Annotated in this window: 11 protein-coding genes; 6 read left to right on the forward strand and 5 right to left on the reverse strand. The window is 40.8% G+C overall.

Going from position 1 to position 14004, the window contains the following annotated elements; genetic code table 11:
* Nucleotides 1-155: 155 nt before the first annotated feature.
* Both BSCG_RS26500 and BSCG_RS26495 read right to left on the reverse strand, forming a co-directional pair.
* Nucleotides 156-1913, reverse strand: coding sequence for an ATP-binding protein (locus tag BSCG_RS26500; RefSeq protein ID WP_008649769.1), 1758 nt, complete (start codon nt 1911-1913; stop codon nt 156-158).
* 29 nt (nt 1914-1942) lie between these two features.
* Entirely contained in the window at nt 1943-2416 is a 474-nt protein-coding gene (locus tag BSCG_RS26495; protein WP_004316645.1) for a helix-turn-helix domain-containing protein, read from the reverse strand.
* Nucleotides 2417-2635: 219 nt separating this feature from the next.
* Between BSCG_RS26495 and BSCG_RS26490 the strand changes: the two genes are divergently transcribed.
* Nucleotides 2636-2899 (forward strand): hypothetical protein, encoded by a 264-nt coding sequence (locus BSCG_RS26490; RefSeq protein WP_008644935.1) that lies wholly within the window; start codon nt 2636-2638, stop codon nt 2897-2899.
* 698 nt (nt 2900-3597) lie between these two features.
* Here the strand turns inward: BSCG_RS26490 and pnp are convergent.
* Complete coding sequence (gene pnp / locus BSCG_RS26485; protein WP_008774598.1) at nt 3598-5724, reverse strand: polyribonucleotide nucleotidyltransferase; 2127 nt, start codon at nt 5722-5724, stop codon at nt 3598-3600.
* 196 nt (nt 5725-5920) lie between these two features.
* Between pnp and BSCG_RS26480 the strand changes: the two genes are divergently transcribed.
* The 3 genes from BSCG_RS26480 (at nt 5921) to BSCG_RS26470 (ending at nt 8162) form a co-directional block, all read left to right on the forward strand.
* Nucleotides 5921-7072, forward strand: a complete 1152-nt coding sequence (locus tag BSCG_RS26480; RefSeq protein ID WP_004316642.1) for a TlpA disulfide reductase family protein — start codon at nt 5921-5923, stop codon at nt 7070-7072.
* A 181-nt stretch (nt 7073-7253) separates the two neighbouring features.
* Nucleotides 7254-7718 carry a transcription elongation factor GreA gene (gene greA / locus BSCG_RS26475; RefSeq protein ID WP_032811363.1) on the forward strand — a complete coding sequence of 155 codons (465 nt, stop codon included), beginning with the start codon at nt 7254-7256 and terminating at the stop codon, nt 7716-7718.
* A gap of 51 nt (nt 7719-7769) precedes the next feature.
* Nucleotides 7770-8162 carry an HIT family protein gene (locus BSCG_RS26470; RefSeq protein WP_004311936.1) on the forward strand — a complete coding sequence of 131 codons (393 nt, stop codon included), beginning with the start codon at nt 7770-7772 and terminating at the stop codon, nt 8160-8162.
* Nucleotides 8163-8214: 52 nt separating this feature from the next.
* On the opposite strand, the gene BSCG_RS26465 is transcribed toward BSCG_RS26470, so the two are convergent.
* Together BSCG_RS26465 and BSCG_RS26460 are read right to left on the reverse strand one after the other, a co-directional pair.
* Nucleotides 8215-9114, reverse strand: a complete 900-nt coding sequence (locus BSCG_RS26465) for a DMT family transporter (RefSeq protein WP_004296266.1) — start codon at nt 9112-9114, stop codon at nt 8215-8217.
* 3 nt (nt 9115-9117) lie between these two features.
* A complete protein-coding gene (locus BSCG_RS26460) occupies nt 9118-10368 on the reverse strand; it encodes an MFS transporter (protein ID WP_004323288.1) in 1251 nt (416 codons plus the stop codon).
* 661 nt (nt 10369-11029) lie between these two features.
* On the opposite strand from BSCG_RS26460, the gene BSCG_RS26455 reads away from it, so the two are divergent.
* Nucleotides 11030-12472, forward strand: a complete 1443-nt coding sequence (locus BSCG_RS26455) for a glutamate decarboxylase (protein WP_004311934.1) — start codon at nt 11030-11032, stop codon at nt 12470-12472.
* Nucleotides 12473-12480: 8 nt separating this feature from the next.
* Entirely contained in the window at nt 12481-13446 is a 966-nt protein-coding gene (glsA, locus tag BSCG_RS26450; RefSeq protein WP_008774599.1) for a glutaminase A, read from the forward strand.
* Nucleotides 13447-14004 lie beyond the last annotated feature (558 nt).

Raw genomic sequence — 14004 nt, forward strand, 5'->3', positions numbered from 1 at the left:
TGGGAATCCATAGCAGAGGCAAATTTTATTCTTCAAGACTTATTAGGGATATTCATTAAAAGGAAAAAGTGATCTCCTTATTCATCAACGTTTCAAAAATCAGAAAAAGATAGAGGAGCCACACACCTTATAGCAACATGTATGCTACTTGTCTCTTAAGAAAGAGTTACCTCCTCCAATAAAGCAAGCTCCCAACTACGCCAAACAATAGTAATTAACTTCAACTCACCTTTCGCCCTGGCTTCTGCCACTAGTTCGTCTTCACTATAACGAAGCAACTGACCACGTGCCTCATCGGCAAGGATACGTATTTCTTTTTCCGAAGCACCGGCTTTTGCATATTTCACCTCAAGCAGATAGGTGAAAGGAGGCAGTACAGGAACCGACGGACTAGGTTTGAAGAAGAAATCTGCAAAACCCTTATTCAATTCGTATTCCGGATAGAGCTGATAATAACGATACATTCCTAAATAGGCAAGCAAGAAGCCTTTAATGTGCGCTTCACCTTCAATATATTCACGGATACGACTTTGCTCACGAACAGCATTGGCGATAAAATCGAACAAAGGTTTCCAGTCTCCCCTGAAAGCCATATTCTCAAATAAAGCACTCATCCTGTTCATGTCAATTTTAAAGATATCATGCTTGATGTAGCCTTGTATCAAGAAATTAAACAGTTGTTCTCTTACAACCAAATTCGGTACATGTAAAATGGGTCTTCCCACCATGTCCACACCTTTGATGGAAAGAAGTCCGAAATAGAATAATAAAGACTTGAAATTACTGGGGTCCGTCATCTCCAATGCAGAGAAATGAGTAACGATGTCAGTAGTGATTTCTCCTTGCTCGGCTATTTCCTTTATAACGGAAAAATTCTCTCCCAACCCGTGATCTAGCTTTATCAAGTATGCCAACTTGTTAAAGTCAGTGCGAATATTGGGATCTACGATTTCTTCAGGCTTTTCCCCATGCAAAACAAAAGACTTCATAAAATAAAGTACCATATCAGAATTAAACATACAGTCCACCAATCTACTTCTACTAAAGCAATAATTGTCATAATTAGGTTTCATCATGACAACAGTTTCATCTACAGATTGCATCAACACTCCTTGTTCTTTATAATAAGTCAGCATTTCACGCAATTCTTTCTCACTAAAACCAACTAAATCATTAAACCAAGGATCAGTCGTTATATTGGTTCCGATGTTAAAGCCACTAGTTACATCATCCATCGTCACCGGACTCACTCCGGTAATAAACAACCGTTCAAGAGCAGCTCCGGTTCCGGTAGTGGCAGATTTTATCACGTTAAAGAAGCCACGAATAAAACCTTCGCCATGCGTTGCTTTCCTGTAAAACTCCGTACCGTAAGTTGAAAGAATGGTATTGGTGAAATTATCGTATTCATCAATAAGTAAATAAATACGAATATTTTTCTTACGGGTAGCATAGGAATTAATCGCAGACAGAAAAGCACCGGGTTCTTCTTGTATTTTCTCATCAAGAACATCCCAAATTTCTTTTCCTAACAAATCTTCATACTTAAAGACAAAATCTTTAAGTTTGCTACAACAATGTAGCTTAAACGATAGTTCTACTTCGTTGACATTGGAACTCACTTCCGAAAAATTAAATCGCATGATGAGAAACTGATTGTGAAGCTTCGTCGGATGCTGACCTATGTATAGCTGACCAAACAACTCGTCAAACTGTTCAGCATGATTTACGTCATAATAGGCCTCTAACATAGCCAAAGTCAGACTCTTCCCAAATCTACGAGGACGTATCAGAAACAGATAAGGCGGTTGCATCTCTATTTTTTCAATGAACATTGTCTTATCTACATAATAATAATTCTCTTTCTGAATTCGGCTAAAATCAGTTATTCCGTAAGGTATTTGTTTCATCATATTGCGATTCCTTTCAATTTATCTGTCTCTTATTTCTGCAGACTTTTTTCAATATTCTGCAAACGGCGTTCTAATGCTGCATACTTTTCATCCTTTTCTTTTAAAAGACGCTCGTAGAGTTCAGTGATTTTGTCGATAGGATTGAAGTTGTTAACTCGACTATCATTAATACTATCTTCGGTATCAGACTTAACTATACCCATGCTGATGTTTGCCCCACCTGCACTTTGTTCTGAATTATTCACCGTATTATTTTCAAACACCACCGTCTGTGCATCCTCCTCCAAAGTCTTGAGATAATCGAAAGGGACATTCAATGCACGTGCAAAGCGTTGCAACATCTCATCATCAATCACCTTCATCTTCTCATATTTAGAAACAGCAGGTTGTGAGAGATGTACTAATTCACTCAAACCCTCCTGGTTCATATTCTTTTCAATACGGGTACGACGTATATTGCGTCCGTGATGGACTCTCCCAATTGTCAATTCTTCTGTTTCCATTTTTATTTTCTTTCTTTTTAAAATCCAACAAATATACAAATGAAAAGTTTCGCTCGAAGCAAATATACGAAAAAAACGAATAGATGTGATAATATGGATAAAAGGAATATTACAACCTGACAAATAGAATAAAATGAATACTTCAAACAGCGCATAATGTGTTAAATTATCACGAACTTTACCGCACGAAAGGGCAACAAAACAAAAGAGCAAGTGAAGATGAAAAGAATATTGACAAGCAAAGAATACAGGTTCATAAAAGGGCTCAAAGAATTGATGACTAAATACAATGCAGTGATCTCTACAGATGCACAAGGAAAAATTGAGATTGTTGTGAATGAAGACGACGAATCATTTGATTTTGAAACAGAAAGCACGATCTATTTAGGAGAATGTTTTTCGGATGATGAGCTAAATGAATTACTGGAAAAGAACTTAGCACACATAATACGAATAAAAGAGGAGTATAAAACAAACTTGTAAACGGATTTATATAATTGAAAAATCATTAATCCAAATTTCTATATAAACACCCCACCAGATTTCTTTAGAACCAACGGCCTCTTCCTTTTAAAGGAAGGGGTCGTTCCTTTAAAAGGAGTGAAGCTTTGGTTTTAAAGCAAGAAAAACGACCTTATTAACTGGTATATTTGCCTGTATCATAAACTTTTTAAATAAAAAAGCTCTTTCAAAGAAATTTTTCTCATATCTTTGCGACGTGTTAAGTTAATAAATTGATTAAGGTCGATTTTTGACTGTTTCGAATCGGGAAGTATGGGGGTACTTTCCGATTCTTTTTTGGGGAGGATATAATAAGGTGTCTTTCATCTTTTTAAAGGTTTTAATAAACTGAATAAATCTAATATATACTAACTCTATATATAAAACAGTTCAGCTCCGGATGATACTAATAAGAAATCTTATTTTTTAAGATATACAGAAATCATCTCCTGTAAAACCTAGTTTTAGGCGGAAACCTCATTCTTGTTTCATAAACGAACTATTTCACCACAGAGGACACGGAGGACATAGAGTTTTCAGAGTTCTAGTTTAGAGATAATTATAGCCTCTGCGTCCTCTGTGGTGAAAAGGCTAAAAGAAGTATGCTGATAGAAAAAAAGAAGGCTGTTTCAAAATTAAATTTGAAACAGCCTTCATTATATATAGAAGCTATCGCTTTCTTACTTCTTTTCCGGTCTTGGCAACAAAACCTTTCTTGAAAGTTTGAATTTGCCAGTTTTCGGATCGATATCAATCAGTTTTACCTCGATTTCATCACCTTCTTTGATTCCGGCTTCTTCTACTGTTTCCAGACGTTTCCAGTCAATTTCGGAGATGTGCAGCAAACCATCCTTGCCCGGCAAGAATTCGATAAATGCACCATAAGGCATAATAGAACGAACTTTACCTTTATAAACTTCGCCTACTTCAGGAACAGCAACGATTGCTTTAATCATGCGCATTGCATCATCAATACATTTCTTGTTTGTTCCGGAAACTTCGATGCGTCCCATACCATCAATTTCTTCGATAGTAATCACAGCACCAGTTTCTTCCTGCATACCTTGGATGATCTTTCCACCAGGGCCGATCACAGCACCGATGAATTCTTTAGGAATTGTCATCGTTTCGATACGTGGAGCATGTTCTTTCAGGTCGGCACGTGGTTCAGCAATTGTTTCAGTAATCTTATTAAGGATATGCATACGTCCTTCTTTAGCCTGGTTCAAAGCACGTTCCAGAATGTCATAAGACAGACCGTCTACCTTGATATCCATCTGTGTAGCAGTGATACCGTCTTTTGTTCCGGTCACCTTGAAGTCCATATCTCCCAAGTGGTCTTCGTCACCCAGGATATCAGACAATACAGCATATTTTTCTTCGCCCGGATTCTTAATCAATCCCATAGCGATACCCGATACCGGTTTCTTGATCTTCACACCTGCATCCATCAATGCCAATGTGCCGGCACATACGGTAGCCATAGAAGAAGAACCGTTAGATTCGAGGATATCTGAAACCACACGTACTACATACGGATAGTCAGCAGGAATCTGTCCTTTCAAAGCACGCCAAGCCAAGTGACCGTGACCGATTTCACGACGGCCTACACCACGTTGTGCTTTTGCTTCGCCTGTAGAGAAAGGAGGGAAGTTATAGTGTAACAAGAAACGTTCTTTTCCGTGTTCCAAAACATCGTCGATAATCTTCTCATCCAGTTTTGTACCCAGAGTAACAGAAGTCAATGACTGTGTTTCACCACGAGTAAAGATAGCAGATCCGTGAGGGCCAGGCAGAGGACCTACTTCACACCAGATCGGGCGGATTTCGGTAGTCTTACGACCATCCAGACGCTTACCTTCGTCAAGGATAGAACGGCGCATGGCCTCTTTTTCTACATCGTGGTAGTAACGATCGATCAATGCAGCCTTTTCGTCCAATTCTTCTTCAGAGAATTGAGCTTTGAATTCTTCGCGGATCGCTTCGAAAGCAGCAAAACGTTCGTGTTTGTTATTGTTTCCGGAAGCAGCAACTGCGTAAGCCTTGTCGTAACATACTTCGCGAACAGCCTTGCGCAAGTCTTCGTCGTTTACTTCGTGGTTGTATTCACGTTTTACAGTTTTTCCAACCTCTTCAGTCAACTCCATCTGCGCTTTGCAATGAATCTTGATAGCTTCGTGAGCCACTTTCATTGCTTCCAGCAATTCAGCTTCAGATACTTCATGCATTTCACCTTCTACCATCATGATGTTCTCATAAGTAGCGGCTACCATCAAGTCCATGTCAGCTTTTTCCAGTTGTTCAAAAGTAGGATTGATAACGAACTGACCGTCGATACGTGCTACACGCACTTCAGAGATCGGTCCGTTGAAAGGAATATCTGAAACGGCAAGTGCTGCAGAAGCGGCAAGTCCTGCCAATGCATCCGGCATATCCACACCATCAGCAGAAAAGAGGATGATGTTCACATATACCTCTGCGTGATAATTATCGGGGAATAAAGGACGGAGAGCACGGTCTACAAGACGGCAAGTCAGAATCTCATAATCAGAAGCTCTACCTTCTCGCTTGGTGAAACCACCAGGGAAACGGCCGAATGCCGCAAATTTTTCTTTGTACTCTACCTGTAAAGGCATAAAATCTGTTCCGGGAACTGCATCTTTAGCGGCACAAACAGTAGCTAACAACATGGTGTTGCCCATGCGAAGCATTACAGAACCGTCTGCCTGTTTTGCCAACTTTCCCGTCTCGAGTGTGATGGTTCTTCCATCAGGTAACTCGATTGTCTTAACAATTGGGTTAATCATAAAAATTGTTTTATCTATACTTTTTCTTTCAAAATTCCTGCAAAGATATACATTTATCGTGGTAATCAGGTGGAAATGAGGTAAAAAGTTAGTGGTGAACTGATTTTTTTTCAAAATTAGGATGAAGAACCCGGCAAAATGCTTTGACTAATCTCGAAAAGAAGTATATTTGCATCTCGTTAATAACACACACTATATGAAAAAGGTTACTTTTGCAGCGCTCGCCGCACTTACTATTACTGCTTGTAGTTCCGGCCCTAAATTCCAGGTGAACGGGGATGTATCAGGAGCCGACGGTAAAATGCTTTATCTCGAAGCTTCCGGTCTGGAAGGTATTGTTCCGCTCGATTCAGTGAAGCTGAAGGGGGAAGGTACATTCAGTTTCAAGCAGCCTCGTCCCGAATCACCCGAATTTTATCGTTTGCGGATTGACGACAAAATCATCAATTTTTCTGTAGATTCTATCGAAACGATTCAGATCAAAGCTCCGTATGTGGATTTCTCCACTACTTACACGGTGGAAGGTTCGGAAAACAGCAACAAGATAAAAGAGCTGACGCTGAAGCAGATCCGCCTTCAAAAAGAGGTGGACGACTTGCTGGCAGCTTTACGCAGTAACAGAATGGGGCATGATGTATTTGAAGACAGTCTGGCAACGTTGCTCAACAATTACAAGGAAGATGTCAAAGTGAACTATATTTTCGCTGCTCCCAACACGGCAGCCGCTTACTTTGCCCTGTTCCAGAAACTCAATAATTACCTGATATTCGATCCGTTGAACAATAAAGATGATGTGAAATGTTTCGCTGCTGTCGCTACGAGCCTCAACAATGCGTTCCCTCATGCCGTACGTTCCAAGAACCTTTATAATATTGTAATTAAGGGGATGAAGAACACGCGCCAGCCACAGGCGAAAGCATTGGAAATTCCTCAAGAGAAAATAGTGGAAACCGGCATTATCGACATCGCCCTGCGTGACGTGAAAGGAAATGTGCGCAAACTGACCGACCTGAAAGGAAAAGTCGTATTGCTCGATTTCTCTGTATTCCAGTCGCCTGCCGGTTCTCCTCACAACCTGATGCTTCGCGAACTATATAATGAATACGCAAAACAAGGACTGGAAATATATCAGGTATCTCTCGATGCGGACGAACACTACTGGAAAACTGCGGCAGACAACCTTCCTTGGGTTTGTGTACGCGATGGAAACGGAGTGTATTCTACCAACGTAGCTGTATATAATGTTCGTCAAGTTCCATCTATCTTTTTGATTAACCGTAACAACGAATTAAAGCTTCGCGGCGAAGATATCAAGGATTTGGAAGCAGCTGTCAAGTCATTGCTCTAAGTTGTTATAATTTAGCATATTTCATTTAAATATGTTACATAGCATCTTTTTTCACTTGACACGTATCACTTAAAAGTCTATCTTTGCAAAGAAATAATGATAAGAGGGTTCCAACATGGCTCATGTTGGAATTCTTTTTTGTTTATATGACCATTTAAAACAATTAAAGGAGGAAAACATCATGGCTTATATGTCAGAAGAAGGTTACAAGAAACTGATGGCGGAACTGAAGGAACTGGAAACAGTGGAACGCCCGAAGATCTCTGCGGCAATAGCCGAAGCCAGAGATAAAGGAGACTTGTCGGAAAATGCAGAATACGATGCCGCCAAAGAGGCGCAGGGTATGCTTGAAATGCGCATCAACAAATTGAAAGCTACCATTGCAGACGCAAAAATCATTGATGAATCTAAGCTGAAAACAGATTCTGTACAGATTTTAAATAAAGTGGAACTGAAGAATGTAAAGAACGGTATGAAGATGACTTATACCATCGTTTCCGAAAGTGAAGCTAACCTGAAGGAAGGAAAAATTTCCGTTAACACCCCGATTGCACAAGGTCTGCTTGGCAAGAAGGTGGGTGATGTAGCCGAAATCACTGTTCCACAAGGTAAAATTGCACTGGAAGTAGTAAACATATCAATTTAACGTAAAGGCAGGTCTCCATGTGAGGCTTGCCTTAATTTATCAATAAAAGTTATGGCAACAATATTCAGTAGAATCATCGCAGGAGAAATCCCCTGCTACAAGGTGGCAGAAAACGAAAAGTTTTTTGCTTTTCTCGATATCAATCCATTGGTAAAGGGACATACATTGGTAGTGCCCAAACAGGAAGTAGACTATATTTTCGATTTGAGCGATGAAGACTTGGCTGCTATGCACGTGTTTGCAAAGCAAGTAGCCTGTGCCATTAAAAAAGCATTCCCTTGCCAAAAGGTAGGCGAAGCTGTTATCGGACTGGAAGTACCCCATGCACATATTCATTTAATTCCTATTCAAAAGGAATCGGATATGTTGTTTTCGAATCCGAAACTGAAATTGTCGGATGAAGAATTCAAGTCCATAGCGCAAGCAATCAACTCCTCTCTATAAAACATGATGATGAAATAATGAAAGGCATTCCGTGATGGAATGCCTTTTTTCTTTACTTTTCTTTACTTTCGGCCACTTCAACCAGGTAAACTCCAATACAGATAAAAATGATTGCAAATGTCTGCGTCCAGCTAAAACGGTCTTGTCCGAGAGCAAGGGAAGCAATGGTCGCCACAATCAGAATCAGATAACCGTAGATAGCGACGACCGTTGTCTTCAGATATTTCAAACCGACAGGCAGCAGCATATAACTGATAGTGGTCGGGAAAATCAATACGAACATCAGAATAAGGAAAGGCGTCCAATGGAACGGCATGGAGAATACCGGGGCATCAAATCCTGTAATAAACGTGACTATAATGGCAGACACGGCAGCACCGGAAAAGGTATATCGCAACATCGTTATCGCTCCAATGGCCGTGAGGATGCGCTGACTAAGAATCAGATAGACAGCATACACCACAGAACTTAGAAGACAAAGCATATTCCCCGTAAAAGCATCAGAGGCCAAATCATCGCTTTGCTGGGTTAGGATGCAAACCAACGCTCCTATCAGACCGATAGAAATTCCTATTATTTTTTTAGCGCCCGCCTTCTCCTTATAAAAGAATATCATGATAAGAAAAACCCAAATAGGCTGGAGACTGGTAAATATGGAACTGGAGACAGGAGTTGTTTTACTCAATCCGGCCAGATAGAGAAACATAAAGCCGTAAAGTCCCAAAGCCCCCAACAGAAAGAGGAGCCATTTATCTCTGGTTGACGATTTCTCCGGAGGCATAAACCACCCGATCACCCAAAAAGCAGCTGCTGCAAATGTGCAACGGAGCGTGGCTCCTGTCAATGGACTCATCCACAAAGGCAGAAGATACTTTAAGGCATTCATATTTAAACCGCTAAATACTTTCGAGACAGCCATGCTAAGATTGGCTTCCAGTTTCTTATTCTTCATTTTCTATTTTAATTGGTCGTTAAACAAAAAGGTATTACGGCGCCGATATGCCCAGAAAAGAGTAACAATAGTTATCAGAAGATTAAAGATAAAAGGAAACTCCTGTGATTGGGTATGGAATATCCACTGGAAAAAATCGACAATAAAGGGATAAAGCAAGATAGCCAGATAATTCATCATCATCACAAACGCCAAAGCCAATGTGGTCTTTTGCGGCAGTGCGGTCTGGGTGGTCTTATCATAAAGCATAGGTTGAATAATGCCATATCCCAAACCAACCAGGATACATCCGGGAATAATCAGCCATTCGATCGGAGCTATCCAGATTAACAACAATCCCAATGCCATAGACAGGAGGCTGTATGCTTTTGTACGTCCTTTCAGCAGGGCTACAATCTTGTCCAGGCAAAAACCCGGAGCGGTGATGGCCAGAAAGAAAAGCGAAATCATCAATCCGGAATTGCCACTGGAAAAGTGATGCTTTTCCATTAAGAAAGGTAGATTGAAGATCACCACTACCACGATATATGTTATCACGCCATAGAAGAGCATCAACTCTATCAGATGTTTGATGTGAATACCGTACTTGCTGCCTCCTATATCTATGGAAGTAGATTGTTCGGAGGATTCGTTGTCTTTTGTAGTATCTGCAGAAGAAGAAGGTGTAAAAGCGACTTCTCCCGTCCGGTCTTCTTTTAAATGTCCTACCAGCAGAATGGAAATCAATGGGAGGAGATAGACCAGGAAAGGCAGATGCCAGCTGACTTCTGCAAGATAGCCCGTTACGGCAGTTGCTATCACTAATGTGAAATTAGTAATAGCGGAGCTTAATCCGAACTGTTTCACCCGATAGGTTCCTACAAAGTATCTGGAAACCAACCCGGTAGATAAAGGGATAATCAGACCGGAACCGATACCGAGCAAAGCACTTACCACAATTAATTGCCACATTCGATTGGAAATCAGATACAAAATACCGCTCGCGGCAAAAAGCCAGAGTCCGACCTTTAATACACGGACATAATCGACTTTCTCTGTCAGTTTACCACCCAGCAATATAAAAGGAATAATGAGCAGTGATGGCAGCGAAGTCAACATCTGTATGTCCAGATCCGTAGCTTTTGGAAATATCTTCGTAAGATCACCCAATATAGGTGAAACAGCCAGTCCCGGCAATGAAGTCAATGCCGAAATAGACCAGATGGCAATTAAAGTAATAAGAGGAATTGTTCCCCGTCCCGTCTGTATCTTCATAATGCTTATTCGTTAAAAGTTTAGGTTTGAAGAAAACAATAGTTGCTTTATAAAGTTCAAATATGCACCGAAATGAGCCAAATGAACATTTATTGAAACGCAGATTAACGCAGATTTTCGCAGATTATTAGAAGGCTGCGCCATGTTTGAGAACTTTTTTATTCTTTACGAAAATCTGCGTTAATCTGCGTTTCAATACTTATTTGCTAAAATATCAATTGATTCATAACCGTGTGGGAATGAACTAATCTTAGTTCTTCTAAAATTTAATTGGTAATATGCGATGATTTAATATTCATCATACATAAATTTATTCGTCTGACAGTTGTTGAACTTTCGTCTGGCAGTTGTTTCTTTTTCGTCTGACAGTTGTCAGACGAAAGAATAACAGCTGTCAGACGAATAAAATTATGTATCATTAGCCATAAACCCATTAGGCATCAAAAATAAATCTGCACAAGCTCGAAATTAGTTCAAAACTAGTACGATCATAAGCTTTTCCGCTAAATCACAAAAGCTCCGCTTCAATAAGGGCGTCCTCCTCCTTAATAAACGCCAAATAATGTAAAACCGGGAAACTTTCAAACCTATCTGCTGTTGTTGTGGGAAATTCGACGGGGAAAATCCCCATCGCCCTAAACCTTTAAAAAAACAAATTAGTATGGAAGATTTAAATTTCAGAAAAGGTGATGCAAAAACCGATGTATTTGGTTCAGACAGAATGTTACAACCCTCTCCGGTAGAGAAAATACCTGATGGACCTACTACTCCTGAAGTCGCCTATCAAATGGTGAAAGATGAAACATTTGCTCAAACTCAGCCCCGTTTGAATCTGGCTACTTTCGTTACCACTTATATGGACGAATATGCAACCAAGCTGATGAATGAGGCCATCAACATCAACTACATTGATGAAACAGAATATCCGCGTATCGCTGTGATGAACGGTAAATGTATCAACATCGTTGCCAACTTGTGGAACTCTCCTGAAAAAGATACCTGGAAAACAGGTGCTTTGGCTATCGGTTCTTCAGAAGCATGTATGTTGGGTGGTGTAGCTGCCTGGTTGCGTTGGCGTAAGAAAAGACAAGCACAGGGCAAACCATTTGATAAACCAAACTTTGTTATTTCTACAGGTTTCCAGGTTGTTTGGGAAAAGTTTGCACAGTTGTGGCAGATTGAAATGCGTGAAGTGCCTTTGACGCTTGAAAAAACCACTCTTGACCCCGAAGAAGCTTTGAAAATGTGTGATGAAAACACCATCTGTATCGTACCGATTCAAGGTGTTACATGGACTGGACTGAATGATGATGTCGAAGCATTGGATAAAGCTCTGGATGCTTACAATGCCAAGACCGGTTATGACATTCCTATCCACGTAGATGCCGCCAGTGGTGGTTTCATCCTTCCGTTCCTGTATCCGGAAAAGAAATGGGACTTCCGTTTGAAATGGGTACTTTCTATCAGCGTATCCGGCCACAAGTTTGGTTTGGTATATCCGGGACTCGGATGGGTTTGTTGGAAAGGCAAAGAATATCTGCCCGAAGAAATGTCATTCAGCGTCAACTATCTGGGCGCCAACATTACACAGGTAGGTTTGAACTTCTCTCGTCCGGCCGCACAAATTCTGGGACAATATTATCAATTCATCCGCTTAGGATTCCAGGGTTACAAAGAAGTGCAGTACAACTCCCTGCAAATTGCCAAATATATCCATAGTGAAATAGCCAAGATGGTTCCGTTCGTTAACTACTCAGAAGATGTTGTGAACCCGCTATTCATCTGGTATCTGAAACCGGAATATGCAAAGAGCGCCAAATGGACTTTGTATGATTTGCAAGACAAACTATCTCAACATGGTTGGATGGTTCCTGCTTATACATTGCCTTCTAAACTGGAAGATTATGTAGTGATGCGTGTCGTTGTTCGTCAGGGATTCAGCCGTGACATGGCAGATATGCTTCTGGGCGACATCAACAATGCCATCGCCGAACTGGAAAAACTGGAATATCCAACTCCTACCCGTATGGCTCAAGAAAAGAATCTTCCGGTAGAAGCCAAGATGTTCAACCACGGTGGTCGTCGTAAAACCGTAAAAAAATAAAATGATCTATGGATAAAAAAGTAACACTCGCTCAATTGAAAGAAGTGGTACAGGAGGCATACGATCAGGTAAAGGCCAATACCGGCGGCAAGAATGCCGACTATATTCCTTATCTGGCAAATGTCAACAAGGATCTCTTTGGAATCAGTGTCTGCCTGCTCAACGGGCAGACCATCCATGTGGGAGATACTGACTATCGCTTCGGTATAGAATCCGTATCCAAAGTACATACGGCTATCCTGGCACTGCGTCAATACGGTGCTAAAGAGATTCTGGACAAGATTGGAGCCGACGCAACAGGCTTGCCCTTCAATTCAATCATCGCTATCTTGTTGGAGAACGATCATCCGTCTACCCCACTGGTAAATGCCGGAGCCATCTCCGCCTGTAGTATGGTACAACCTATCGGTGACTCTGCCAAGAAATGGGATGCCATCGTAGGAAATGTGACAGACCTATGCGGCAGTGCCCCGCAACTGATTGATGAATTGTACAAGTCGGAATCGGACACCAACTTCAACAACCGTTCTATCGCATGGCTACTGAAGAATTACAACCGGATTTATGATGACCCGGATCTGTCATTAGACCTTTACACCCGCCAGTGTTCATTGGGAGTTACTGCATTGCAGCTTTCCATCGCAGCCGGTACAATCGCCAACGGTGGTGTGAACCCTGTGACTAAAAAAGAAGTTTTTGATGCCGTCCTGGCTCCTAAAATCACTGCCATGATTGCCGCCGTAGGTTTCTACGAACATACCGGCGACTGGATGTACACTTCCGGTATTCCTGCTAAAACAGGTGTAGGTGGCGGTGTGATGGGCGTACTGCCCGGACAGTTCGGTATTGCCGCATTTGCTCCTCCCTTGGATGGTTCGGGCAACTCCGTGAAAGCGCAGTTAGCTATTCAATACATCATGAACAAGCTGGAATTGAATGTATTTAGCAACAACCATATCACCGTTGTTGACTAAAATTCTCTCAATCTCTTTTATAAGAAAGGTAAAGGTTACTATCTATTGATAGTAACCTTTTTCTATTCCCCTTACCCTCTTGATTTCCCGCCAATGTTTCAATACAAACGGCATCATTTTTCAAATGCTACAAATTGAACTTACCCCTGAACAACTCTAGTTATTAAAATGAGATAGCTGTTATTAACCCGGATAAGGTAAAGTTTGATTCATTCAATAACGGTTATAACAGCGTCGTGTCTTGTCTCTTCTCAACAAAGATAGAAAGTAATACCTCTTTTCCACCCCTTTTCCTTCGCCGCTTATAAAGAAAAGTAATTATAGTATTAAGAAAAGTAATTCATCTTTGGTTTTCAACACTTTACCGTCATCATCACTTCATCTGTTTTTTCATCTTATCCCAGAGTGTGTCAAAACGCAGATTAACGCAAATTACCGCAGATTATTCCAATTATATTGATATATTAATCAACGACTTATAAAATTATTTCTGCGATAATTTGCGTTAATCTGCGTTTTGACACACTCCGTTATTACCATTCCAATCACCCCATCTTG

Source organism: Bacteroides sp. 2_2_4 (assembly GCF_000157055.1).
Taxonomy (GTDB): Bacteria; Bacteroidota; Bacteroidia; order Bacteroidales; family Bacteroidaceae; genus Bacteroides; species Bacteroides ovatus.